The sequence below is a fragment of the Stenotrophomonas sp. YJH_SMC_46 genome, from assembly GCF_059370315.1.
This window is the reverse complement of record NZ_JCAFTO010000007.1, coordinates 1-23,702: the sequence shown is the minus strand read 5'-3', so window position 1 is coordinate 23,702 and position 23,702 is coordinate 1. Positions and strand designations below refer to the sequence as shown.

Genomic DNA, 23,702 nt, shown 5'->3' with positions numbered 1-23,702 from the left:
CATGTCGGAGAAGGGTCGGACGCCCGTTCGCACCGGGTTAATGATTCCCCGGCACGAGTCAACGTTCAGTCTTCTTCGGCGGTCGAGCCGGCCCGTTCGGCGTGGCATTGCGGGTCCCAGGCCGTACCGGGAAGCAGTTGCCAACGATTCCTGTTGGCCATGCCGATGTCGATCACTTTGGCCGGGTCCACGCAGGGACTCATTGCATCGTCCAGCACCAGCAGCCAGCGCTTGTCCGGCGCTTCGGCGAGCCAGGGGCCGGCATCGTGCCATTGCTCGGCCCAGGGCCGCTTGAAGCCGAACTCACGCACCGCGCGGTCGGCCTGCAGCAGGTTCTGCTCGCGCCAGGCGACCAGCGCCAGTTCGGCGTCCGGCCCGATCCGTGCGCCGACCCGGCGCATCAGCGCCGACGCCGAAGCGTAGGGATCCAGCGCCGGAATCAACACCAGGCCGTAGAGCATCCACAGCATGCCGTGGGTCAGCAGCACCAGCGTTGCGGCGCGGCGCACCCGCAGCCACACGATCAGCGTGGCCAGGGCGATGGCGAAGGTCAGCAGGCCATCGCCCAGCACCGGCAGCAGCGTATCGGGCATTGCCCGGCGCTCAAGCTGCGCAAGGGCCCAAGGGTGCTCGGTCAACAGCATGACGCCGAGCACGCCGGTGGCCAGCATCAGCACCACGCTGTAGCCGAACAGGTAGCGGCGCACGCACAGCCGGCGCAGCAGGCCCGGCAGCAGTGGCGCCGCCGCCAGTGCCATTGCCGGCAGCATCGGCAGCACATACACCTCACGCTTGCCCGGGCTGGCGCTGAAGAACACCAGCACCAGAATGGCCCAGCCGAGCAGCAGCCACTGCCGGCGGTCGCCTCGGCGGAGGCGGCGCCACCAGGGTCTGAACAGCATCGGCAGCAACAGGCTGCCGGGCAGCCACAGGGTCAGGATCACCTGCAGGTAGTACCAGACCGGTTGGCGGTGGTGCCAGGCGTTGGCATAGCGGGTACCGGTCTGCTTGAACAACAGCTCATGCGCGTAGGCCTGCAGTTCGGCGCTGGGCGTGTGCAGCAGGGCCCAGCCCAGCGGCGCAAGCCACACCGACACGCCCAGCAGGAAGGCCGGGATCAGCCACAGCAGCGTTGCCGGGTGCGGACCATCCCCCCTGAGGCCGCGGCAACGCTGGTACAGCCACCAGCCGAACCATGGCAGCACCATCAACAGCGGCAGGAAACCCACACCCTTGGTCACTGTCCCCAGGCCGGCCGCGAAACCCGCCAGCCACAGTGCGGGCAGGTTGCGGCGCTCGCAGAGATGGCGCATCAGGCCCCACAGGGCCACCGTGGTCATGCCCACCAGCACCATGTCGATCTGCGCGCGCTTGGCCATCAGCCCGAACTGCAGGGTGCAGAACAGCGCCGCCAAGGCATACAGGGAATGCCGCGGTGACCACAGCCGGCGTGCCAGATCCGACACCAGCCACAGGCTGAGCAGGGCGCCCAGCAGCGACGGCAGCAGGAACGACCACTGCCAGCTGCCGACGATCTCGTAGGCCGCCGCCTGCAGCCACATGAAGACCGGCGGCTTCTCCGCATACAGCTCCACGCCCCGGTGCGGCAGCAGCCATTGCCCGCTTTCGACCATGGTCCGGGCCGCCAGCACGAAGCGCGGCTCGTCCGGCGGCTGCGGCTGCCGAAGGCCGATCCCCGCTGCCAGCGCAGCAACGATCAACAGCCACAACAGGGGCAGGCGCCAACGGCGGGGCAGGGCTACGGGCACGGCAGGCTCCGGGAGCAAAACGGCCATTCTGAGGTGGCAGGGGTGGGAAAAGCGTCAGAGCGGGGCCGGGGCGACCGCATTCCGACATGCGCGGCGCTACCATGGTACGAACTTCCGTGGGTGTTTCGTGCATGCGTCTGTTGGTGATCGAGGACAACCGCCAGCTGGTAGCCAACCTGTTCGACTATTTCGAGTCGCGCGGGCATGTGCTTGACGTGGCCCCGGATGGCATCACCGGCCTGCACCTGGCCGGCAGCCACCCTTACGACGCCGTGATCCTGGACTGGATGCTGCCGCGCATGGAGGGCCCGGAGGTGCTGCGCCGGCTGCGCGCCGAGCAAGCATCGGAAGTGCCGGTGATCATGCTGACCGCGCGTGACGAGCTGCCGGACAAGATTGCCGGCTTCCGCGCCGGTGCCGACGACTACCTGACCAAGCCGTTCGCGCTGCCAGAACTGGAGGTGCGGCTGGAGGCGCTGTTGCTGCGTGCGCAGGGCCGCAACCCGCGCAAGCGCCTGCAGGTGGGCGACCTGGTACTGGATCTGGCAACGCTGGAGGCCCAGCGTGGGGGCCAGCTGCTGCACCTGTACCCGGCCTGCCGCAAATTGCTGGAAGTGCTGATGCGGGCCAGCCCGGGGGCGGTGACACGACAGCAGCTGGAGTTCGCCCTGTGGGGCGATGAGCCGCCGGATGGTGACCTGCTGCGCTCGCACGTCTACGAGTTGCGTCGCAGCGTCGACGGCCCGTTCGCCAAGAAACTGATCCACACGCTGCCGCGGGTGGGCTACCGGTTGGCGGTGAGTTCCACCAGCGATGCCGGCAAGGATGACGATGAAGGCGCGTAAGCCGGGCCCGTTGTACCGTCGGGTCGTGTGGTGGTTGCTGGGCTATCTGGCGCTGCTTTCACTTGCGGTGTTCAGCGTTGGCAACTATGTGCACGAGCATGCCGAGCACGCCGCCTGGCGCGCACTGCTCAACTCCGAACTGGACAGCATCGTCGAGCACGTCGAGCATGAGCCGCATTACCGCTGGCAGGATTCGGACACGCTCAGCCTGTATCGCTTCGATGCGGTCAACCTGCCCGACGCTCTGCGTACGTTGCATCCGGGGCTGCATGACGGCGTAATGATCAAGGGCCGTGAGACGGCGGTGATGGTGCGCGAAACCGAGTCGATGGGCCGGGTCGCGCTGGTTCTGGACATTTCCGATTTTCATGACCTGGAACAGTTCGCCACGCGCTGGGTGATGCTGGCCGGGGTGATCATGATCTTCGTCACCGTACTGATGGCGTCGTTCGGCATGGAACGCATGGTGCGCCCGCTGAGCCTGCTGGCACAGCACATCGCCGCGTTGCGGCCGGGCGTGCAGGGCCAGCGCATCGAGGTCGATCCACGCGGCAGTTCCGAACTGCATACCATCGCCGATGCACTGAACGATTACCTTGACCGCAATGAGCAGTTCGTCGAGCGTGAGCGGGTCTTCATCAGCACCGCCAGCCACGAACTGCGCACGCCGATCGCCGTGATGACCGGTGCCGCCGAACTGGCACTGGAGCAACCGGGCCTGCCCGAGCGCGCCCGCCAGCAGATGCAGCGGGTGTTGCGCACGGCGCAGAGCGTGGAGCAGTTGATCGAGCTGCTGCTGGTGCTGGCGCGCGATCCGGCGCGCCTGGCGGCGCGTGCCGAGCGCATCGCGCTGGACCAGCTGCTGCCGGAGATCGTCGACGACCATCGCCACCTCCTCGGCGACAAGGACCTGAGCATCGGTATCCAGGCCGCGCCGGTGGATATCGTCGCGCCGATGGCGGTGGTGCAGGCGGCGATCGGCAACCTGCTGCGCAATGCCATCGAGAACAGCGGTCGCGGCCATATCGAACTGCAGCTGAGTCCGTCGGCGGTGCTGACCCTGCAGGACCCCGGGCACGGCATGAGCCCGGAGGAGATCGCGGCGATCCATGCACGCATGGCCCGCGGCGGGCGTGCCGACCGTGGCAGCGGCATCGGCCTGGACCTGATCGCGCGGCTGTGTGAACACCTGGGCTGGACACTGCAGTTGCAGCCCTGCGAGCCGCGCGGGACACGCGTCACCCTGGACTTTGGCGCTTCGCGCCCCGCCTGATCAAACGGCCGACCTGCTCCGCGCTGCGGCATGACCCGGCGTGAAGACAGTGTTAATCTGGAACTGCGCCGCTTTATGCGGCGCTTTTTTTTCCGCTCTTTCGATCGACAGAGGATCCCATGCCGACCGAACCCGCTACCGCCCTGATCAGCAACGATATCGTTGGACTGGGCCTGATCGCCGCCACCCTCGCCCTGATCTTCTGGGCTGCCAGTGGTCCGACCCCCTTGTTGAAGAAGATCTTCGCCTGGGTGCCGGCGCTGCTGCTGTGCTACTTCATTCCCGCCATCTACAACACCGCCGGTGTCATCGATGGCCACAACACCTCGCTGTACAACCCGGTCGCGCGTGACGTGCTGCTGCCGGCTGCACTGGTCCTGCTGACCCTGTCGATCGATCTGAAGGGCGTCATCAAGCTCGGCCCGAAGCTGTTGCTCGTGTTCTGTGCCGGTACCGCTGGCATCATGCTCGGCGCAATCGTCTCGTTCCAGCTGATGAAGCTGATCCACCCGGAAACCGTGGCCGGTGATACCTGGGCCGGCATGGCCGCGCTGGCCGGCAGCTGGATCGGTGGCGGCGCCAACATGGTGGCCATGCGCGAGGTGTTCGGCACCGACGCCACCACCTTCGGCCAGTTCGCCGTGGTCGACGTGGCCTGTGCCAGCCTGTGGATGGCGATCCTGCTGTTCCTGGCCAACCGCGCGCAGCAGATCGATACCCGCAACGGGGCCGACACCCGCGCCATCGACGAGATGAAGGCACGAATCAGCGCCTACGAGGCACAGAACGCGCGCATCCCCAGCATGACCGACCTGATGGTGATCGTCGGCGTGGCACTGGGTGGCGTCGGCCTGGCCCACGCCATCGCCGCGCCGCTGTCGGGCTGGTTCAAGGCCAATATCAGCTGGGCCAGCCAGTTCAGCCTGGACAGCCAGTTCGTGTGGGTGATCCTGCTGTCCACGGCGATGGGCCTGGGCCTGAGCTTCACCCGTGCGCGCCGGCTGGAAGCGGCAGGCGCTTCGCGGCTGGGCACGGTGTTCCTTTACTTCCTGATTGCCTGCATCGGCATGCAGATGAACCTGCTGTCGCTGCTGGACAGGCCGTGGCTGTTCCTGCTCGGTGCGATCTGGATGGCCACCCACGTGCTGGTGCTGTGGGTGGTGGCCAAGCTGCTGCGCGCGCCGCTGTTCTTCTTCGCCATTGGTTCGCAGGGCAACATCGGCGCAGCCGCTTCGGCTCCCGTGGTGGCAGCAGCGTTCCACCCGACGCTGGCGCCGGTGGGCGTGCTGCTGGGTACGGTCGGCTATGCCACCGGCACCGGGCTGGCGTATGTCACCGGCCTGATCCTGAAGTGGATGGCCGGCGCCTGAGTCCTGAGCTGACGATCATGTTGCGTGTTCACGGCAATTGCCGTGGACCCGCTTTCCCCGTGCAGAGCCGAGCCCACGCTCGGCTTTCTTTTTGCCTGCCACCGGATAGATCCACGTCATGCGTGGATGCACTTCATGGGTATCCATGAACAAAGAAAGGACAGATCCGTTTCCCCGCGGAAACGGATCTGCCCCCTGATGCTTCTTGCCGTCAACGGAAATCTGTCGAAGGTGGGGTGGTGTCGGATGGCGGGGTGTCCGCGGCATGGATGCTGCGGCCAAGCCCCCAAGGACGGGTTTACGGCGTCCCCGCCATCCGACACCACCCCGCCAAATTCACGGAAAACCAGAGCCGACGCTTTCGCCGTTGCCGTTGCAGTTGCCTCTGCGGGCGCCGGGCTGCAAGCCCGGCACCCAACCCTCAACAGCAGCGGCCACCATTGCGCCCACCGTAGCGCGCTTCCTGGCGTTCGCGGAAGAACGTCTTGTAGTCCATTGGCTCCTGGTCCGGGTGCTTTTCCAGCATGTGCCGGACATAGTTGTCGTAATCGGGAATGCCACAGCACAGACGTGCGGTCTGCACCAGGCGCCGCCAGATGCGGCGGTGCGCCTGGTACTGGCCGGCGGGAACCAGTTGCGTGCTCATCACAGATCCACCATTTCGTGCGGCTTCAGTGCCACGTAAGGGGTCTCGCGGTCGCTGCGCTGCGGATTGCGGCGTGCCGCCAGGATGGTCTTGATCGAATACACCAGCACAGCGCCCACCACCAGCAGGAACAGCGCGGTCAGGCCGGTGTTGACGTAGGCGTTGACCACGATCTGCTTCATCTGCGCCACCGATTTGGCCGGTGCGGTGATGGTGTCGCTGGCAATGGCAGCCTGGAACTTGTGTGCCTGGGCCAGGAACCCCTGTGCCGGGTTGCTGTCGAAGATCTTGATGAAGCCGGCATAGGTGGTGCAAATCAGCAGCCACACCGCCGGTACCGCAGTGACCCATGCATAGCGGTCACGCTTCATCTTGAACAGCACCACCGTGCCCAGCATCAGCGCGATGCCAGCCAGCATCTGGTTGGAGATGCCGAACAGCGGCCACAGCGTCTGGATGCCGCCGAACGGATCGACCACGCCGGTGTAGAGCAGGTAGCCCCACAGCGCCACGCAGCCGGCGGTACCGATGATGTTGGCGGTCCACGACTCGGTCTTCTTCAGGGCCGGCACGAAGTTGCCCAGCAGGTCCTGCAGCATGAAGCGCCCGGCGCGGGTACCGGCGTCCACCGCGGTCAGGATGAACAAGGCTTCGAACAGGATCGCGAAGTGGTACCAGAACGCCATCATCGCGTCGCTGCCACTGGGAATCGCTTCGTGCAGGATCTGCGCGATGCCCACCGCCAGCGTTGGCGCACCACCGGCGCGATGCAGGATGGTCGGTTCACCGATCGCCGCCGCGGTCGCGGTCAGTTGTTCGGGCGTGATGGTGAAGCCCCAGGTGTTGGTGATGTAGTGCGCCGCCGAGGCCGCATCGGCACCGATCACGGCGGCCGGGCTGTTCATCGCGAAGTAGATGCCCGGGTCGATGATCGAGGCCGCCACCAGCGCCATCACCGCCACGAACGATTCCATCAGCATGCCGCCGTAGCCGATGTAGCGCATGTGCGCTTCATTGGCCAGCAGCTTCGGCGTGGTGCCGGACGAAATCAGCGCATGGAAACCGGAGACCGCGCCGCAGGCGATGGTGATGAACAGGAACGGGAACATGCCGCCCTTCCACACTGGGCCATCACCGCTGGCGGCGAACTGGGTCAGCGCCGGCATCTTCAGTTCCGGCATCACGATCAGGATGCCGACGGCCAGCGCGATGATGGTACCGATCTTGAGGAAGGTCGACAGGTAGTCGCGCGGGGCCAGCAGCAGCCACACCGGCAGCACCGAGGCGACGAAGCCGTAGCCGATCAGCATCCAGGTGATCTGGGTGCCGGTGAAGGTGAACGCCGGGCCCCACACCGGGTCGGCGGCGACCTTGCCGCCGTACCAGATCGCAGCCAGCAGCAGGATCAGGCCGACCACCGAGATCTCGCCGATCCTGCCAGGGCGGATATAGCGCATGTAGACGCCCATCAGGATCGCGATGGGCATCGTCGCGATCACCGTGAACATGCCCCACGGGCTTTCGGCCAGCGCCTTGACCACCACCATCGCCAGCACCGCCAGGATGATGATCATGATCAGGAACGCACCGAACAGGGCGATGGTGCCGGGTACCTGGCCCATCTCCTCGCGCACCAGGTCACCCAGCGAGCGGCCGTTGCGACGGCTGGACAGGAACAGGACCATGAAGTCCTGCACCGCGCCGGCCAGCACCACGCCCACCACCAGCCACAGCAGGCCGGGCAGGTAGCCCATCTGTGCGGCCAGGACGGGGCCGACCAGCGGACCGGCGCCGGCGATGGCGGCGAAATGATGGCCGAACAGCACGTGCTTGTTGGTCGGCACGTAGTCCAGGCCATCGTTGTTGATCACCGCCGGGGTGGCCCGGGTCGGATCCAGCTGCATCACCTTGTTGGCGATGAACAGGCTGTAGAAGCGGTAGGCGACCAGGTACAGCGAAACCGCGGCGACGACGATCCACAGCGCATTGATGTGCTCGCCGCGGCGCAGTGCCACGGTGCCCAGACAGAATGCGCCGAGCAGGGCGAGTACCGCCCAGCCCAGTTTTGAAAACCCTTTCATGAGGTGCTCTCTCCCGGAAAGACAGTCAAAGAGTCCCGCTTGCCTTCGACAGGGTCAATTGGCGCAGGACGAATCGGCGGTAGTACTTTGGTCGTACGTTCGTTGTGCTGACGTGCAGCGAACATCAGGGATGGAACAATCGGTTGCGGCGCCATCCATTGGCGTACGGCCGTATGGCGTCCATCTTCACTGGCATCCATCCAACAGGAGTCGCCATGAGCCTTCCCGAACCGGCCCGCGTGCTGCGCACCATCCGTGGCCTGCCCACCTCCGACGGTGCTGGCGTGCGCCTGACCCGCGTCATCGGCGGCCCCACGCTGCCCGATCTGGATCCGTTCCTGCTGCTCGATGAATTCGGAACCGACCGCGCCGAGGATTACATCGCCGGCTTCCCGGAACATCCGCACCGCGGTTTCGAGACCGTCACCTACATGCTCGACGGGCGCATGCGGCATCGCGACAACCACGGCAACGAAGGCCTGCTGACCCCGGGCAGCGTGCAGTGGATGACCGCTGGGCGTGGCCTGGTGCATTCGGAGATGCCCGAGCAGGAAAGCGGGCAGATGCGCGGCTTCCAGCTGTGGGTGAACCTGCCGGCAAAGGAGAAGATGACTGACCCGAAGTACCAGGAATTCGCGCCCGAGCGGATTCCGGTGGTGCAGCCGGAGCCGGGTGTGACAGTGAAGGTGATTGCCGGCAGCGTGGACGGCACCCGGGGTCCGATCGTGCAACCGGCCACCGATCCGCTCTACCTCGACATCACCTTGGCGCCTGATCGGGCCTGGACCTACACGCTGCCGGAAGGGCACAACGCCTTTGCCTACGTGTTCGAGGGCGGGCTGACGGTGGGCGAGCAGGACGCTGCGCGCGACGTTGCACGCCAGGAACTGGCGGTGTTGGGCGGAGGCGAGCAACTGCACCTCTCGGCGGGCAGTGAAGGCGCACGGTTGATCCTGGTTGCCGGCCGTCCGCTGCGCGAACCGGTGATGCGCCATGGCCCCTTCGTGATGAACACGCGGCAGGAACTGATGCAGGCCTTCGTCGATTTCCAGGAAGGCAAGTTCTGATGGATTGCGCCGGGCATGGCCCGTCGAAAGGGGCCGGCAACGCCGCCGGGCCACGCCCGGCGGACGTCCCGCGAGTCGGATCCTGCGGGGATGCTGCCAGGCAGTCATCCCCGTCACCTTCAGCGCCCCGCGGCCACGGCTGACGGGGTCAGGCTCATGCCCTGCGCCAACTGCTGCAGCGAGCCCAGCTCCTGGGCGCTGTCCGGGTACAGCGAAATCTGCGCGTAGCGCTTCTTGTCCAGCTTGACCACGCTGATGCGGCGCTCGGCATAGCCGGGCGGCTGCTGGCCACCGAGATCGGGCTGGTACCAGTAAAGCGGTTCACCGCCGAAGCTGCCTTTTTCCTGGCGCAGTGCCCGGTTCAACGGAATATCAGGGTCACGCGCGCTGAGCATCAGGCTCAGTACCTCGCGTCCATCCCCGGTGCTGGCGCGGCAGACCAGAAGGTCGGCCAACACCTGCTGCTGCCACTGCAGGCCACTGCTGGCCGGCAACGAAGGACATTCCGCGGGAGCCTGCGCGGCAGCCTGGGCCGCGGCGAACAGCAGGCTCGACAACACTACAGGCGCGAACTTCATGCATCCCCCAAGGTGGTCGGTCGTGTGGCTCCACCAGATGGACTGGCGGCTGTGGCATCCCATCCCCGGATGCCGCCCCGCCCGGCGTGTGCACGGACGGTCAACTCAACCTTAACGGAACGTGAGCGATCGCACAAATCGAAGTTGCAGACGTAACCATTGCGGCCGATGGTCGGCCGCAATGGTGCGCACAGGCCTCAGCGGTCGTTGCCGATCCACTTGTAGATGATGCCGCCGATCGCGCCGCCCAGCAGCGGGGCGACCCAGAACAGCCACAACTGGCTTACTGCGCCGCTGCCGGCGAAGAAGGCCACGGCGGTGGAACGGGCCGGGTTCACCGAGGTGTTGGTGACCGGGATGCTGATCAGGTGGATCAGGGTCAGCGACAGGCCGATCGCCAGTGGCGCAAAGCCAGTCGGCGCCTTGCCATGGGTGGCGCCCATGATCACGATCAGGAACACGGCGGTCAGCACCACTTCGCACAGGAAGGCCGCTGCCACGCTGTAACCGCCAGGCGACAGCGCGCCATACCCATTGCTGGCGAACGCACCGGCCTGGCTGCCATCGATGGCGAAGCCGCTGGCCCCCGACGCGATCTGCAGCAGGATGAAGCCGGCCAGCAGGCCGCCAGCCACCTGGGCGATGATGTACGGCACGAGGTCCTTGGTCGGGAAGCGGCCGCCGGCCCACAGGCCGACGCTGACTGCCGGATTGAAGTGCGCGCCGGAGATATGGCCGAACGCATAGGCGCCGGTCACCACGGTCAGGCCAAAGGCCAGGGCGACGCCGAGGAACCCGATACCCAGCGGATTGCCGTCGCCACCGAACTTGGCGGCCAGCACCGCGCTGCCACAGCCGCCCAACACCAGCCAGAACGTGCCGAGGAATTCGGCGGACAAGCGTTTACCCATGCTCATGTGTTGCACTCCTTTGAGGGCGAAAGTGTGATTTATGTCACATTTCAGTGATCAGCAGGTGACTGTAGCGTCAACGCCGGGTGCAGGGATACACCCTCGGATGTGTGCAACACGCGATGTTCAATACTGCGGCAGCGGAATGAACTCCTTGTCGTCGCCCGGAATGGTGCCGAATCGGCCGGCCTCCCAATCGTGCTTGGCCTGCTCGATGCGCTCCTTCGAGCTGGATACGAAGTTCCACCACAGGTGGCGCGGGCCATCCAGCGGCTCGCCACCGAACAGCATCGCCTTCACCGGCGTCTTCGCGCGCAGGCGGCCGCGTGCGCCGGCCTCGGGAATCACCAGATGCTGTGCAGGGATGTCCACGCCATCCAGCTGTGCGTCGCCTTCGAGGATGTACAGCGCGCGCTCGCGGTGGCCGTCATCGATATCGATCTCCGCATCCGGGTCGAGATCGATCGCCACGTTGAGGGTATCGGCGAACACCTTCACCGGCGATTCCTCGCCATAGGCGCGGCCGGCGATCACCCGCAGCCAGGCACCGTTGCGGCGCTGCTCGGGCAGCGTAGCCGCGGCATGGTGGTAGAAGGCCGGTTCGATTTCCTCGTGCGATTTCGGCAGCGCCACCCAGGTCTGCATGCCGTGGATCGGGTTGTCGTGGGCGCGGTCCGGTTGCGGTGTCCGCTCGGAATGGGCAATGCCGCGACCAGCGGTCATCCAGTTGACGTCGCCGGGACGGATCACCTGGTCCGACCCCAGCGTGTCGCGGTGGCCGATCGCGCCCGACCACAGGTAGGTCACGGTGGCCAGGCCGATATGTGGATGCGGGCGCACGTCGATGGCGGTGCCGGGGTGCATGAGTGCCGGGCCCATCTGGTCGACGAACACGAACGAGCCGATGCTGCGCGCCTGCAGGGTGGGGACGGCGCGACGGACTTCGAGGCCGCCGATGTCGTGCACGCGCGGGGCGATGATGGTGGTCATGCGGGCGTTCTCGCTGGCAGGGATCAGGTGGTCAGCATCGCATGCAGCTGTGACGGGCACATGCCCCGTATGGGTAACAGGTTGTTCCAGCCAACGGCGCAGCCCCTCGTGGCTGTGGGGTTGGTCGCTGAAGGCAGAAGCAAAAGCAGAAGCCGCGCGTGGCCGGGCGGGTGGGTGGCGCAGGGGACGCTGCAAGTACGTCCATGTAAGCTCGATCGCCGCATCCATGCGGCTCACGCCCCTGCGCCACCCACCCGCCCGACCTCTGACAGTTTCCGTGTGCTGTCCAGCCACGGAGAAAAAAAAGAAAATCAAAGTCAAAATCAAACGCCGGTCGCTTCGCTCCTGGTGGCGACCCAGGTAGCCACCCACCAGTTCGTAGTGATCCACACCGGAATCGAGATTCACCGACCGTCACCGGGAAACTGTCAGGGGTGGGGCGGTGTGGGCAGGCAGGACCGTTGGCGCCATGGATGGCGCCATCGAGCCCCCATGGGTGAGGGCGCTTTGCTTGCGAAGCACTGCTTTGCAAGCGCCCGAACGCACAGCCGCCAGCGGCTGGGCCGGACCGCGGAGCGGGGTTTACGGCGTGTCCTGCCTGCCCACACCGCCCCACCCAACAAACAGAAAAGCCAGAGCCGGCTGTTGCTCCGGCTCTGGCTTCGGCGGTTGCCTCTGCAGGTGCCGGGCCGCAGGCCCGGCCGATCAACTCAAACCACTGGTTCGCGCAGGGCCGGATTGTCCCAGCCAGGGCGCGGGGCGAAGCGGTCGCCATGCCGCTGCTGCAGCGCCTTCAACCGCTCGACGATCGCATCGGCACCCACCGCACGGATGTGCTGGATCGGGCCGCCACGGAACGGCGCGAAACCGGTACCGAAGATCACGCCCGCATCCAACAGGTCCGCATCGGCCACTACACCTTCGTGCAGGCACGCCACCGCCTCGTTCAACAGCGGCAGGATCAGGCGGTCCTCCAGATCGGCCGGGGCCTGGTAATCGCTGGCCACGTCCGGCTTCTTCGGCTTGCCGTTCTCCCAGGTGTAGATGCCTTGGCCATCCTTCTTGCCGCGCTTGTCCTGTTCCACCGTCTGCAGGGCCGCCGGAATCTGCAGGCCGAGGAACGGCGCCAGTTCGCGGCCCACGCCCGCAGCCACGTCCAGCCCCACGGTGTCGATCAGTTCGATCGGTCCCATCGGCATGCCGAACTTCACGGCGGCCTTGTCGATCACCGGGCCCGGAATGCCTTCGGCATACGCGGTGGCCGCTTCCAGCATGTAAGGGAACAGCACGCGGTTGACCAGGAAGCCCGGGCTGCCGGCCACCGGCACCGGGAACTTGCCCAGTGCCTTGCAGAACGCGGCCAGGCGGCGTTCGGTTTCCGGCGCCATGCCGTCGTGATGGATGATCTCCACCAACGGCATCTGCGCGACCGGGTTGAAATAGTGCAGGCCGGCGAACTGCGCCGGGCGCTGGATGTGATCGCGCAGTTCCACCAGCGGGATCGACGAAGTGTTGGTGGTCAGCAGCGCGTCCTGCTTCATCTTCGGTTCCAGCGTCTGGTACAGCGCACGCTTGGCCTCGGGGTTCTCGATGATGGCCTCGATCACCAGATCGGCTTCGGCCACGCCGTTGCCTTCCAGATCGGCACGCAGGCGCGCGGCCACGGCAGGGCGCTTGCTCTCGTCGCGCACCTTCTTGGCGAACAGCGACTGCGCGCGTTCCATGGCCGGGTCGATGAAGCGCTGCTCACGGTCCTGCAGGGTCACGTCGAAGCCCTTGTAGGCGGCCCACGCGGCGATGTCGCCGCCCATCACGCCGGCGCCGACCACGTGCACGTGACGGATGCCGGAATCACCACCGCCCAGGCCCTTCAGTCGCTCGGTCAGGAAGAAGATACGGATCAGGTTGCGCGCGGTCGGTGTACTGGCCAGCTTCACCACGGCGCGCCGCTCGGCATCCAAACGCGCCTGGATCGGCTTGCCGCCACTGCGTTGCCAGGTGCTGATCAGCGCGTACGGCGCCGGGTACTGGTCCTTCTTCGCCTTGCGTGCGACCTGCTTGACCATCTGCGGCGCCAGCAGCCGGCGTGCCAGCCAGGTGTTGGTGGCCCATGCCATCGCGCGCTGCTTGAACGGGCGGCTGGTGCCGGACAGCGCCAGCGCGACGGCGGTGTCGAGCACCACCGCCGGCGCCACCACCTTGTCGACCAGGCCGATCCCCCGCGCGGCCGACGCCGACAGGGTGCGGCCGGTCAGCATCATGTCCATCGCCGCCGGTGCACCCACCAGTTGCGGCAGGCGGGCGCTGCCGCCCCAGCCCGGGAAGATGCCCAGCTGGGTTTCCGGCAGGCCGATGCGGGTGCTGCTGTCGTTGGAGGCCACGCGGTAGCGGCAGGCCAGCGCCAGTTCGGTGCCGCCTCCCAGGCAGTGGCCATGGATCGCCGCCACGGTCGGGCAGGGCAGTTCGGCCAGCTTCTGGTAGGTGGCCTGGCCACGCCGGATCGCGTCGTTGACAGTGCCGCGACGGTCGAACTCCTGGAACTCCTTCAGGTCGGCACCGGCAATGAAGCCGGCCTTCTTCAGCGACTGAATCACCACGCCCTTGGGCGGATCCAGCGCGATGCGCTCAAGCAGGTCGCCCAGCTCCAGCAGCACGTCCTGCGACATGGCGTTGACGCTGCTGTCCTGACGATCCAGGGAGAGAACCACCACGCCGTCGTCGCGGATCTCGGGGTGCCAGTGGCTGAAGCGGAGACCATCGAAGCCTGAGAGCATGGACGTTCCATCCGGTTGTGTATGGAGAAGCGGCTATGATCCAGAGGTTGTTTCCCCCGCGTCAAATCCCAATAGCAGGGGAGTGGCGCCCCCGGATCCATGGCCGTGGACCGGGACGCTAACGGAACGGTGGTTAAAAGCTGGTGCGGCGCCAGGTGATCGGCGACTGAACTTTTCCCGGGATTGGCAGTCTCATTGCCCGACGTCGGTTGGGCTGACAGGAGTGCGGCCCCTCATGGCCGAGGTTGATACACCACAGGAGCTGGATCTGGAACTGGTCCGGCGCGTGCAGCACGGCGAGAGTGCCGCCTTCGATGTCCTGGTGCGCAAGTACCAGCATCGGGTGGTGGCCCTGGTCGGTCGCTACATCGCCGACTGGAGCGAATGTCAGGACGTCGCCCAGGACACTTTCATCCGCGCCTACCGCGCGATCGGGAGTTTCCGTGGCGACGCCCAGTTCTCAACCTGGTTGCATCGAATCGCCGTGAATACCGCCAAAAACTACCTGGCTTCACACAATCGACGGCCGCCGACCGATGACATCGACATCGGCGACGCCGAACAGTTCGACACCGGTACCCGCCTGCGCGACACCGACACGCCCGAACGCGAGTTGATGCGCCAGGAGCTGGAACAGACGGTAATGAAGGCCGTCAACGCGCTGCCGGAAGAACTCCGGTCGGCAATCACCCTGCGCGAGGTGGAAGGCCTGAGCTACGAGGATATCGCGCAGAAGATGGGGTGCCCGATCGGCACGGTGCGTTCACGGATCTTCCGGGCGCGCGAGGCGATCGACACCGAACTCCGGCCGCTGCTGGACATCGGCAGCGCCACCCGTGAGAAGAGCCGCGTATGACCAGTAAACCGTTCAACGAATCGCAGAACCACCAATCGCCCGCCGGACAGCGCCTGGACCAGCGCCATCGCGAGCAGCTGTCGGCCCTGGTCGATGGTGAGCTGGGCGCCGACGAAGCGCGCTTCCTGCTGCGCCGGATGGAGCACGACCCCGAGCTGGCCGGATGCCAGGAACGCTGGCAGCTGCTGGGCGACGTGATGCGCGGGCAGGCGTCGGCGCTGGCGCCGGCCGGCTTCAGCGCGGCCGTGGCCGCCGCCATCGCGGCCGAACCGGCGCCGCAGGTCGAGCCGCGGCGCCAGGTACGCCGCAGTGGCTGGCGGGCCTGGGGCGGCGGCGCCGCCCTGGCCGCGTCGGTGGCCGCCGTCGCGCTGTTCATCGGCGGCGAGAAGCTGAAGGAGGCCACGCCGGGTGAACCGCTGGCGCCGCAGGTGATCGCCAGCCAGGCGGAGCTGGCGCCGGCGACCACCACGCCGGCCCCGGTGACCGAGGCTTCGGTGGAGACGGCCGCGATGGCCGTGGCTGCTGCGCCGGCTGTGGCGATGGCCGCTTCCAGCCGTCGTCAGGACGCCCGCCGTGCCAGCGCCACGCGTACCCAGCAGGCTGCGCGTGCCGCCCAGCGCGACGAGGCCCCGCAACGGGCCGTCGCCGCAGCGCCGGCGCCGTTGACCCCGACCGTGCCGGCCAACGCCAGCCGCAACCTGCCGTTCGGCGAGGTGGGCGGACTGCAGGCCCGGCCGTGGCCGCGCTCCAGCCTGGCGCCCGCTGCCGGTGGCGCACTCAATGCCAGCTTCCCGGCCCATGCCGGCGGCGCGGCGTTCTATCCGTTCGAGCCGCGCCTGCAGGACGACCTGCCGGTGCCGCCGCGCCCGCGCGACTGAGCCGGGCGCCTTCACGCCCCGCCGCCGGCGGGGTCCGTATTCCTCTTTCCATCCGATCCGGAGGTTGCCGTCCGATGACTCCCCGACTCCGCACGCAGGCCATGGGTCTGCTGGCCCTGACCCTTCCCCTGGTGGCCTGCGCACAGGCCCCCGCGCCTGCCGCGCAGACCCAGCCTGCGCCAGCTGCAGCAGCGCGGGCACCGGCGCAGCCGCTGGTCAGCGGCCTGCCCGACTTCACCAATCTGGTCGAACAGGTCGGCCCGGGCGTGGTCAACGTCGACACCACCATCGTCCGCAACAACCGCCAGGTCGCCCGCGGCCCGATGGGCGACGATGACATGCCGGAGTTCTTCCGCCGCTTCTTCGGCCCGGACTTCCCGATGCCCGGGCAGGGGCCGGGTGGGCCGGATGGCGGCCCCAGCATCAAGGGCCGTGGCATGGGCTCGGGCTTCATCATCTCGCCCGATGGCTATGTACTGACCAACTACCACGTGGTGGCCGATGCCAGCGAGGTGAAGGTCAAGCTGGGCGACCGCCGTGAGTTCACCGCGAAAGTGGTGGGCAGCGACCAGCAGTACGACGTCGCGTTGTTGAAGATCGACGGCAAGAACCTGCCGACCGTGCGCGTTGGCGACTCCAACTCCCTCAAGCCGGGCCAATGGGTGGTCGCGATCGGCTCGCCGTTCGGCCTCGATCACTCGGTCACTGCCGGCGTGGTCAGTGCCCTTGGCCGCAGCACCGGCGGGCCGGACCAGCGCTACGTGCCCTTCATCCAGACCGACGTGGCGATCAACCAGGGCAACTCCGGTGGCCCGCTGCTGAACACGCGTGGCGAAGTGGTCGGCATCAACTCGCAGATCTTCTCTGCTTCGGGCGGCTACATGGGCATCAGCTTCGCGATCCCGATCGACCTGGCGATGAGCGCGGTCGAGCAGATCAAGAAGACCGGCAAAGTCACCCGTGGCCAGCTCGGCGCGGTGGTGCAGGAAATCGACGGCCTGAAAGCGCAGGCGATGGGCCTGCCGGACAGCCGCGGCGCCCTGGTCAACCAGATCGTGCCGGACTCGGCTGCAGCCCGGGCCGGGGTGAAGATCGGCGATGTGATCCGTTCGGTGAACGGCGCGCCGGTCAACAGCTGGTCCGACCTGCCCCCGCTGATCGGCGCGATGGCACCGGGCAGCCGGGTCACCCTGGGCGTGATCCGCGATGGCAAGCCGCGCGACCTCAGCGCCACCCTGACCGCACTGACCGAAGATGCGCAGGCCAGTTCGCGTGGCCCGGCTGCCGGCAACAGCGATGCGGCTCCACAGGCCGGCGCCAACGCCCTGCTGGGGCTGGACGTCAGTGACCTGACCGCGCCGCAGCGCAAGCAGCTGGGCCTGGAATCGGGCGAGGGCGTGCGCATCACCGGGGTCAAGGGCCAGGGCGCGCGCGATGCGGGCCTGTCTCCGGGCATGGTGATCCTGCAGGTAGCCAGCACCCAGGTCGGCAGCGTGGACGCGCTGAACCGTGCGCTGTCCAGCTACAAGAAGGGCGACGTGGTGATGCTGCTGGTGCGCACCGGCAGCGGCAACAGCGCGTTCGTAGCGGTCAAGGCTGGCCAATAAGGCCGGTGCAAGGCCGCCCCGGCGGCCACGTGGTTCCCCCGAAGCCCCGCCCCGGCGGGGCTTCGGCCATTCCGGGCCCGGCTCGATGAGGCCGTTTTCGCGGGCGGGCGCCGGGCATGCGATAATCGACCGTTACCCTGACGACGCCGCGCGCCGCCGCCACCTATGTCTTCTGATTCGATGCGGAACATCCGCAACTTCTCCATCATCGCCCATGTCGACCACGGCAAGTCCACGCTGGCCGACCGCATCATCCAGCTCTGTGGTGGCCTGCAGGCCCGCGAGATGGAAGCGCAGGTGCTCGACTCCAACCCGATCGAGCGCGAGCGAGGCATCACGATCAAGGCGCAGTCGGTGTCGCTGCCCTACCTGGCCAAGGACGGGCAGACCTACCACCTGAACTTCATCGACACCCCCGGCCACGTCGACTTCTCCTATGAAGTCAGCCGCTCGCTGGCCGCCTGCGAAGGCGCGCTGCTGGTGGTCGATGCGGCGCAGGGCGTGGAAGCCCAGTCGGTGGCCAACTGCTACACCGCCGTGGAGCAGGGCCTGGAAGTGGTGCCGGTGATCAACAAGATCGACCTGCCCACCGCCGACATCGAGCGCGCCAAGGCCGAGATCGAGGCCGTGATCGGCATCGATGCCTCCGACGCCGTGCCGGTCAGCGCCAAGACCGGCTTGAACGTGCAGGATGTGCTGGAAGCGATCGTGCACCGCATCCCGCCGCCGGCGCCGCGCGACACCGACAAGCTGCAGGCGCTGATCATCGATTCGTGGTTCGACAATTACCTGGGCGTGGTGTCGCTGGTGCGCGTGATGCAGGGCGAGATCAAGGCCGGTGACAAGCTGCAGGTGATGTCCACCGGCCGCAACCACCAGGTCGACAACGTTGGCGTGTTCACCCCGAAGCGCAAGGTGCTGCCGGCGCTGAAGGCCGGTGAAGTGGGTTGGGTCACCGCCAGCATCAAGGACGTGCACGGTGCGCCGGTCGGCGACACGCTGACCCTGGCCGGCGACCCGGCCCCGAAGCCGCTGCCGGGCTTCCAGGAAATGCAGCCGCGCGTGTTCGCCGGCCTGTTCCCGGTCGACGCCGAGGACTACCCGGACCTGCGCGAAGCGCTGGACAAGCTGCGCCTGAACGACGCCGCGCTGCGTTTTGAGCCGGAAAGCTCCGAGGCGATGGGCTTCGGCTTCCGCTGCGGCTTCCTGGGCATGCTGCACATGGAGATCGTGCAGGAGCGCCTGGAGCGCGAATACAACCTGGACCTGATCAGCACCGCGCCGACGGTGGTGTACGAGGTCCTGAAGACCGATGGCTCGATCATCAACATGGACAATCCGGCCAAGCTGCCGCCGGTGAACCAGGTCGAGGAGATCCGCGAGCCGATCATCCGTGCCAACGTGCTCACTCCCGAGGAGTACATCGGCAACATCATCAAGCTGTGCGAAGAAAAGCGCGGCAGCCAGATCGGCATCAATTACCTGGGCAGCCAGGTGCAGATCAGCTATGAATTGCCGATGGCCGAGGTGGTGCTGGACTTCTTCGACAAGCTGAAGTCGGTCAGCCGTGGCTATGCCTCGCTGGACTACCACTTCGTGCGCTTCGACGCGGGCCCGTTCGTGCGCGTGGACGTGCTGATCAACGGTGACAAGGTCGATGCCCTGTCGCTGATCGTGCACCGCAGCCATGCCGACCGCCGCGGCCGCGAGCTGTGCGAAAAGATGAAGGACCTGATCCCGCGCCAGATGTTCGACGTGGCCATCCAGGCCGCCGTTGGCTCGCAGATCATCGCCCGCACCACGGTCAAGGCCATGCGCAAGAACGTGCTGGCCAAGTGCTATGGTGGCGACGTTTCGCGCAAGAAGAAGCTTCTGGAAAAGCAGAAGGAAGGCAAGAAGCGCATGAAGCAGGTCGGCCGCGTGGAGATCCCGCAGGAAGCGTTCCTGGCCGTGCTGCAGATGGACAACAAGTAAGCCCGCACCGGCCCTGCGGGGCCGGTCGTCTGGTGACGTTGCAAAGGACCCTGAATGAAACTGTTTGAGATCCTCCTGGTCGTGCTGACCCTGGCCTCGGGCCTGATCCTGCTTGCGGACAAGCTGTACCTCGCCAAGCGTCGCGCCCAGCGCGCGGGCCTGCTCGATTCCGAGCCGGTGCTGGTGGATTACTCGCGTGCGTTCTTCCCGGTGCTGGCGATCGTGCTGGTCGTGCGCAGCTTCATTGCGGAGCCGTACAAGATTCCATCCAGTTCGATGATGCCGAACCTGCTGATCGGCGATTTCATCCTGGTCAACAAGTTCTCCTATGGCCTGCGCCTGCCGATCAGCAACACCAAGATAGTGCCGTTTGGCGAGCCGTCGCGTGGTGACGTGGTGGTGTTCCACTTCCCCGGCCATGGCGAGAACGATCCGGCCAAGGGCGAGAACTTCATCAAGCGCGTGATCGGCGTGCCGGGTGACACCGTGGTCTTTGAAGGCGACGGCGTGATCCTCAACGGCGAGCCGCTGAAGTATGACAACAAGGGTATCTACGCCGGCCACAAGGGCCAGGGCGAGGGCGCCAACCTGCTGCTCGAGCACCTGCCGGGCCGCACCCACACGGTGCTGGAGACCGACTATCCGCGCGGCCAGGGCCAGTGGACCGTGCCGGCGGGCAAGTACCTGGTGATGGGCGACAACCGCGACAACAGCGATGATGGCCGGTTCTGGGGCCTGCTGCCGGAAGAAAACCTGCGCGGCAAGGCGTTCCTGATCTGGCTGAACTGCCAAGGCTGGTTGTGCAAGGATGGCTTCGAGCCGTCGCGGATCGGCTCGAGCATCAACTGAGTACCTTCACATCCAACGCGTATCTGGGGAGAACGCAATGAAGACGATGAACACGCAGCGTGGCATGACCTTGACCTCGTTCCTGACGGTCCTGATCGTGGTGGGCTTCTTCCTCTACATCGGCATGAAGCTGTTCCCGATGTATCAGGAGTACTACGCTGTGCGCTCGGCGATGAAGAGCCTGGCCAACGAGCCGGGCGTGGGCAGCATGGAGCCGGCGCGCATCCAGGACCTGTTCTTCAAGCGCCTGTACATCAACTACTCGGACAACGTGAAGCCGGCCAACGTGAAGTTCGACCGTCGCGACAATGGCTGGACCCTCAAGGTCAACTACGAAGTGCGCCGTCAGCTGATCGGCAACCTCGATGTGGTTGGCAAATTCGATTCTTCCCAGGACCTGACACGAAGCGGTGCCCAGTAAATTCATCCAACGTGGCGACCTGATCGGTCATGCCTTCAGCGACCCGGCGCTGCTCAAGCAGGCGCTGACGCATCGCAGTGCCGGTGCGCCGCACAATGAGCGGCTGGAGTTCCTTGGCGACAGCATCGTCAACATGATGGCGGCCGAGGCGTTGTACCGGCGCTGGCCCAAGGCCGACGAAGGGGCGATGACCCGTGCCCGCGCAGAGCTGGTGCGTGAAGGCGCGCTTGCGGTGATCGGGCGCAGCCTGGAACTGGGCGAGCGGCTGACCTTGGGCCCGGGCGAAATGAAGTCCGGTGGTCATCGCCGCGACTCGATCCTGGCCGATGCGGTGGAAGCCGTGGTGGCTGCGATCTACCTGGATGCCGGCTTCGAGGCCTGCCGGGCAGTGGTGCTGCCCTGGTTCAGTGCTTCGATCGAGGCGCTGCCGGCCTCGGGCCGGCCTGAGAAGGATCCCAAGACCCGCCTGCAGGAATGGCTGCAGGCCCGACAGAAGGCGTTGCCGCAGTACGAGCTGGTGTCAGAATCCGGTGACGACCACGCCAAGCACTTCCGGGTACGCTGCAACGTAGCCGACCCGGCCGCCAGCACCGAGGGCGAAGGCGCCTCGCGGCGGCTTGCCGAACAACAGGCGGCTGCGGCCGTCCTAGAACAACTGGATTCCAAGTGAGCGAACAAACTTCCCATCATTGCGGCAGCGTGGCCGTCATCGGCCGCCCGAACGTGGGCAAATCGACCCTGACCAATGCCCTGGTCGGCGCCAAGGTCAGCATCGTTTCCAACCGCCCGCAGACCACGCGCCATCGCCTGCTGGGCATCGCCACCTATCCGGAAGGACAGCTGGTGCTGGTCGACACCCCCGGCCTGCACAAGGTGCAGAAGCGGGCGATGAACCGGGTGATGAACCGCGCTGCGCGCGGCTCGCTGGAAGGCGTCGACGCCGGCCTGCTGGTGATCGAAGCCGGCCGCTGGGATGAAGAGGACAGCCTGGCTTTCAATGTGCTGCGCGACGCTGGCATTCCGGTGGTGCTGGTGGTCAACAAGATCGATCGCCTGAAGGAGAAGGGCGCGCTGCTGCCGTTCCTGCAGCAGGTGACCGAAGGTCGCGACTTCGCCGCCGTGCATCCGATCTCCGCGCAGAAGCGCAACGGCCTGGAAGCGCTGGTGCGCGATGTGCTGAAGCTGCTGCCGGAAGCCCCGCCAATGTTCGGCGAGGACGAGATCACCGACCGCAGCCAGCGTTTCCTGGCCGGTGAACTGGTGCGCGAGCAGCTGATGCGCCAGCTCGGTGAGGAGCTGCCGTATGCCACCACGGTGGAAATCGAGCGTTTCACCGAAGATGGCAACCTGCTGCGCATCGGTGCGGTTATCTGGGTCGAACGTGAAGGCCAGAAGGCGATCGTGATCGGCAAGGGTGGCACCCGGCTGAAGGAGATCGGCGCCAAGTCCCGCCTGCAGATGGAACGTTTGTTCGGGGCCAAGGTGTTCCTGGAGACCTGGGTGCGCGTGCGTGAAGGCTGGTCCGACGACGAGGCCGCACTGAAGGCCTTCGGTTACGAGTAAGTCGTTGCGGTCGCTTCGATGCTGATCGAGGACGACACCGGCTTCGTGCTGCATGCACGGGCCTACCGCGAGACCAGCCTGCTGGTCGAAGTGCTGAGCGCGCAGCATGGCCGTATCGGCCTGCTCGCGCGTGGTGTGTCAACCGCCAAGGGCCAGGTGCTGCGCGCTGCCCTGCAGCCATTGCAATGGATACGCTTCAGTGCCCAGCAGCGCGGTGAACTGGCCCAGCTGCGCGGTGCCGAGGCGCTGGATGCCGCGCCACGCCTGGTCGGCCAGGCGATGTTGGCCGGCTTCTACCTGAGTGAACTGACCCTGCGCCTGGCCCCGCGCCAGGACCCGCTGCCCGGGTTGTACCTGGCCTACGGCGAGGCACGTGCGCGGCTGGCTGTGGGCGCCGGCCTGGCCTGGACCCTGCGTCGCTTCGAACGCGAGCTGCTGTCCGCGCTGGGCCTGGGTTTCGATCTGGACAGCGCCAGCGATGGCCAGCCGATCGACCCGGCGGCGCGCTACGAACTGGATCCTCAGGAAGGCGCGCAGCGACTGCTGAGCGAGCGCGGCGGGGAGCGCCGGGCGGCGGCCACTGGCTCGGCGCTGCTGGCGTTGGCGGCCGACGAAGAGCCCGCTGCCGCCGACCTGGCCAGCCTGCGCCTGCCGATGCGGCGGGTGCTGGCCCATCACCTCGGGCCGCGCGGCCTGAAGTCCTGGGAAATGCTCGAGCAGCTCGCACCCCGCAGATAGGGGGTGTTCGGCAGGGCTTGCAGCCCTGCACCTGCCGAATCAACGGCAACGGCAAAAGCTGGCTACTCGTGGGTAGGCGGGGTGGGTCCGGTTGCGGGAGACGCCGTAAACCCATCCATGAAGTGACCCCCGGGAGTTGGACGCCAGATCCAACCCCGAGGGATACATGAACAGATACGACGCACGTTTCAAACTGCAGGTCGCCAAAGAGGCCTGCAAGACCTCCACATCAGTCAAAGCCGTTGCTCGTCGCCACAGCCTGGAGGCCTCCACGGTCAGGCGCTGGGTGGCGACCTATCGGCTGCATGGTTGGCGCGGATTTCATCGCCAGGCCCGGTTCTATGACCTCCCGTTCAAGTTGGCTGTCTTAAAAAAAATGAGCCAGGACGGTATGTCCGGGCGGGAGGCCACCACCTACTTCCAGATCGGTGATGCCGGCGCGGTGGGGCGATGGCGGCGCCTGTATGCTCAAGGCGGTGCCCAAGCGTTGGCACCGCCTCCGCCGCTGCCCC

Annotated in this window: 21 protein-coding genes; 14 read left to right on the top strand and 7 right to left on the bottom strand. The window is 66.5% G+C overall.

The window, feature by feature from the left end:
- Positions 1-65 precede the first annotated feature (65 nt).
- Positions 66-1,796: an ArnT family glycosyltransferase gene (locus AC5P8C_RS19095; protein WP_032955550.1), complete on the bottom strand. Its 1,731-nt coding sequence runs from the start codon at positions 1,794-1,796 to the stop codon at positions 66-68.
- Between the two features lie 104 nt (positions 1,797-1,900).
- On the opposite strand from AC5P8C_RS19095, the gene AC5P8C_RS19090 reads away from it, so the two are divergent.
- From AC5P8C_RS19090 to AC5P8C_RS19080, 3 genes are all read left to right on the top strand, one after another.
- The gene (locus AC5P8C_RS19090; protein WP_019662181.1) at positions 1,901-2,614 is read left to right on the top strand and encodes a response regulator transcription factor; all 714 of its coding nucleotides are present in this window, start codon (positions 1,901-1,903) and stop codon (positions 2,612-2,614) included.
- Positions 2,601-3,887, top strand: a complete 1,287-nt coding sequence (locus AC5P8C_RS19085) for a sensor histidine kinase (RefSeq protein WP_019662180.1) — start codon at positions 2,601-2,603, stop codon at positions 3,885-3,887. Before AC5P8C_RS19090 ends, AC5P8C_RS19085 begins: the two co-directional genes overlap by 14 nt.
- A 119-nt stretch (positions 3,888-4,006) precedes the next feature.
- A complete protein-coding gene (locus AC5P8C_RS19080; protein WP_019662179.1) occupies positions 4,007-5,257 on the top strand; it encodes a DUF819 family protein in 1,251 nt (416 codons plus the stop codon).
- Between the two features lie 421 nt (positions 5,258-5,678).
- Here AC5P8C_RS19080 and AC5P8C_RS19075 read toward each other — a convergent pair whose 3' ends face one another.
- Both AC5P8C_RS19075 and AC5P8C_RS19070 read right to left on the bottom strand, forming a co-directional pair.
- On the bottom strand, positions 5,679-5,903 hold the full coding sequence (locus tag AC5P8C_RS19075; protein WP_005410613.1) for a YbdD/YjiX family protein: 225 nt from the start codon (positions 5,901-5,903) through the stop codon (positions 5,679-5,681).
- Complete coding sequence (locus AC5P8C_RS19070) at positions 5,903-7,984, bottom strand: carbon starvation CstA family protein (protein ID WP_019662178.1); 2,082 nt, start codon at positions 7,982-7,984, stop codon at positions 5,903-5,905. The genes AC5P8C_RS19075 and AC5P8C_RS19070 overlap by 1 nt, the downstream gene beginning before the upstream one ends.
- A 215-nt stretch (positions 7,985-8,199) precedes the next feature.
- Here AC5P8C_RS19070 and AC5P8C_RS19065 point away from each other — a divergent pair, with 215 nt between their 5' ends.
- Positions 8,200-9,051: a pirin family protein gene (locus AC5P8C_RS19065; protein WP_019662177.1), complete on the top strand. Its 852-nt coding sequence runs from the start codon at positions 8,200-8,202 to the stop codon at positions 9,049-9,051.
- Between the two features lie 119 nt (positions 9,052-9,170).
- Here the strand turns inward: AC5P8C_RS19065 and AC5P8C_RS19060 are convergent, their stop codons facing one another.
- From AC5P8C_RS19060 to AC5P8C_RS19045, 4 genes are all read right to left on the bottom strand, one after another.
- Positions 9,171-9,629 carry a hypothetical protein gene (locus AC5P8C_RS19060; RefSeq protein WP_019662176.1) on the bottom strand — a complete coding sequence of 153 codons (459 nt, stop codon included), beginning with the start codon at positions 9,627-9,629 and terminating at the stop codon, positions 9,171-9,173.
- A 197-nt stretch (positions 9,630-9,826) separates the two neighbouring features.
- Entirely contained in the window at positions 9,827-10,546 is a 720-nt protein-coding gene (aqpZ, locus tag AC5P8C_RS19055) for an aquaporin Z (protein WP_019662175.1), read from the bottom strand.
- A 120-nt stretch (positions 10,547-10,666) separates the two neighbouring features.
- Positions 10,667-11,530 carry a pirin family protein gene (locus AC5P8C_RS19050; RefSeq protein ID WP_021203180.1) on the bottom strand — a complete coding sequence of 288 codons (864 nt, stop codon included), beginning with the start codon at positions 11,528-11,530 and terminating at the stop codon, positions 10,667-10,669.
- Between the two features lie 710 nt (positions 11,531-12,240).
- The gene (locus AC5P8C_RS19045) at positions 12,241-14,304 is read right to left on the bottom strand and encodes a 3-hydroxyacyl-CoA dehydrogenase NAD-binding domain-containing protein (RefSeq protein WP_019662173.1); all 2,064 of its coding nucleotides are present in this window, start codon (positions 14,302-14,304) and stop codon (positions 12,241-12,243) included.
- Positions 14,305-14,539: 235 nt separating this feature from the next.
- Here AC5P8C_RS19045 and rpoE point away from each other — a divergent pair, with 235 nt between their 5' ends.
- From rpoE to AC5P8C_RS18995, 10 genes are all read left to right on the top strand, one after another.
- Positions 14,540-15,160 carry an RNA polymerase sigma factor RpoE gene (gene rpoE, locus AC5P8C_RS19040; protein ID WP_019662172.1) on the top strand — a complete coding sequence of 207 codons (621 nt, stop codon included), beginning with the start codon at positions 14,540-14,542 and terminating at the stop codon, positions 15,158-15,160.
- Positions 15,157-16,038, top strand: a complete 882-nt coding sequence (locus tag AC5P8C_RS19035; protein WP_125438563.1) for a sigma-E factor negative regulatory protein — start codon at positions 15,157-15,159, stop codon at positions 16,036-16,038. Before rpoE ends, AC5P8C_RS19035 begins: the two co-directional genes overlap by 4 nt.
- Before the next feature lie 74 nt (positions 16,039-16,112).
- On the top strand, positions 16,113-17,645 hold the full coding sequence (locus AC5P8C_RS19030; RefSeq protein WP_019662170.1) for a DegQ family serine endoprotease: 1,533 nt from the start codon (positions 16,113-16,115) through the stop codon (positions 17,643-17,645).
- A gap of 180 nt (positions 17,646-17,825) precedes the next feature.
- Positions 17,826-19,619 (top strand): translation elongation factor 4, encoded by a 1,794-nt coding sequence (gene lepA / locus AC5P8C_RS19025; RefSeq protein ID WP_019662169.1) that lies wholly within the window; start codon positions 17,826-17,828, stop codon positions 19,617-19,619.
- Between the two features lie 54 nt (positions 19,620-19,673).
- On the top strand, positions 19,674-20,468 hold the full coding sequence (lepB, locus tag AC5P8C_RS19020; protein WP_019662168.1) for a signal peptidase I: 795 nt from the start codon (positions 19,674-19,676) through the stop codon (positions 20,466-20,468).
- A 37-nt stretch (positions 20,469-20,505) separates the two neighbouring features.
- Entirely contained in the window at positions 20,506-20,889 is a 384-nt protein-coding gene (locus AC5P8C_RS19015) for a DUF4845 domain-containing protein (RefSeq protein WP_010482821.1), read from the top strand.
- On the top strand, positions 20,879-21,559 hold the full coding sequence (rnc, locus tag AC5P8C_RS19010; protein ID WP_019662167.1) for a ribonuclease III: 681 nt from the start codon (positions 20,879-20,881) through the stop codon (positions 21,557-21,559). The genes AC5P8C_RS19015 and rnc overlap by 11 nt, the downstream gene beginning before the upstream one ends.
- Positions 21,556-22,452: a GTPase Era gene (gene era, locus AC5P8C_RS19005; RefSeq protein ID WP_019662166.1), complete on the top strand. Its 897-nt coding sequence runs from the start codon at positions 21,556-21,558 to the stop codon at positions 22,450-22,452. The genes rnc and era overlap by 4 nt, the downstream gene beginning before the upstream one ends.
- A gap of 18 nt (positions 22,453-22,470) precedes the next feature.
- On the top strand, positions 22,471-23,190 hold the full coding sequence (gene recO, locus AC5P8C_RS19000; protein ID WP_019662165.1) for a DNA repair protein RecO: 720 nt from the start codon (positions 22,471-22,473) through the stop codon (positions 23,188-23,190).
- A gap of 166 nt (positions 23,191-23,356) precedes the next feature.
- A partial coding sequence (locus tag AC5P8C_RS18995; protein ID WP_495219244.1) for a transposase occupies positions 23,357-23,702 on the top strand: 346 nt, incomplete at its 3' end.

Excerpts from the sequence above, each read along its gene's own strand:
- AC5P8C_RS19095 (WP_032955550.1), bottom strand. The coding sequence starts at position 1,796 with ATGGCCGTTTTGCTCCCGGAGCCTGCCGTGCCCGTAGCCCTGCCCCGC.
- AC5P8C_RS19090 (WP_019662181.1), top strand. The coding sequence starts at position 1,901 with ATGCGTCTGTTGGTGATCGAGGACAACCGCCAGCTGGTAGCCAACCTG.
- AC5P8C_RS19085 (WP_019662180.1), top strand. The coding sequence starts at position 2,601 with ATGAAGGCGCGTAAGCCGGGCCCGTTGTACCGTCGGGTCGTGTGGTGG.
- AC5P8C_RS19080 (WP_019662179.1), top strand. The coding sequence starts at position 4,007 with ATGCCGACCGAACCCGCTACCGCCCTGATCAGCAACGATATCGTTGGA.
- AC5P8C_RS19075 (WP_005410613.1), bottom strand. The coding sequence starts at position 5,903 with ATGAGCACGCAACTGGTTCCCGCCGGCCAGTACCAGGCGCACCGCCGC.
- AC5P8C_RS19070 (WP_019662178.1), bottom strand. The coding sequence starts at position 7,984 with ATGAAAGGGTTTTCAAAACTGGGCTGGGCGGTACTCGCCCTGCTCGGC.
- AC5P8C_RS19065 (WP_019662177.1), top strand. The coding sequence starts at position 8,200 with ATGAGCCTTCCCGAACCGGCCCGCGTGCTGCGCACCATCCGTGGCCTG.
- AC5P8C_RS19060 (WP_019662176.1), bottom strand. The coding sequence starts at position 9,629 with ATGAAGTTCGCGCCTGTAGTGTTGTCGAGCCTGCTGTTCGCCGCGGCC.
- aqpZ (WP_019662175.1), bottom strand. The coding sequence starts at position 10,546 with ATGAGCATGGGTAAACGCTTGTCCGCCGAATTCCTCGGCACGTTCTGG.
- AC5P8C_RS19050 (WP_021203180.1), bottom strand. The coding sequence starts at position 11,530 with ATGACCACCATCATCGCCCCGCGCGTGCACGACATCGGCGGCCTCGAA.
- AC5P8C_RS19045 (WP_019662173.1), bottom strand. The coding sequence starts at position 14,304 with ATGCTCTCAGGCTTCGATGGTCTCCGCTTCAGCCACTGGCACCCCGAG.
- rpoE (WP_019662172.1), top strand. The coding sequence starts at position 14,540 with ATGGCCGAGGTTGATACACCACAGGAGCTGGATCTGGAACTGGTCCGG.
- AC5P8C_RS19035 (WP_125438563.1), top strand. The coding sequence starts at position 15,157 with ATGACCAGTAAACCGTTCAACGAATCGCAGAACCACCAATCGCCCGCC.
- AC5P8C_RS19030 (WP_019662170.1), top strand. The coding sequence starts at position 16,113 with ATGACTCCCCGACTCCGCACGCAGGCCATGGGTCTGCTGGCCCTGACC.
- lepA (WP_019662169.1), top strand. The coding sequence starts at position 17,826 with ATGCGGAACATCCGCAACTTCTCCATCATCGCCCATGTCGACCACGGC.
- lepB (WP_019662168.1), top strand. The coding sequence starts at position 19,674 with ATGAAACTGTTTGAGATCCTCCTGGTCGTGCTGACCCTGGCCTCGGGC.
- AC5P8C_RS19015 (WP_010482821.1), top strand. The coding sequence starts at position 20,506 with ATGAAGACGATGAACACGCAGCGTGGCATGACCTTGACCTCGTTCCTG.
- recO (WP_019662165.1), top strand. The coding sequence starts at position 22,471 with ATGCTGATCGAGGACGACACCGGCTTCGTGCTGCATGCACGGGCCTAC.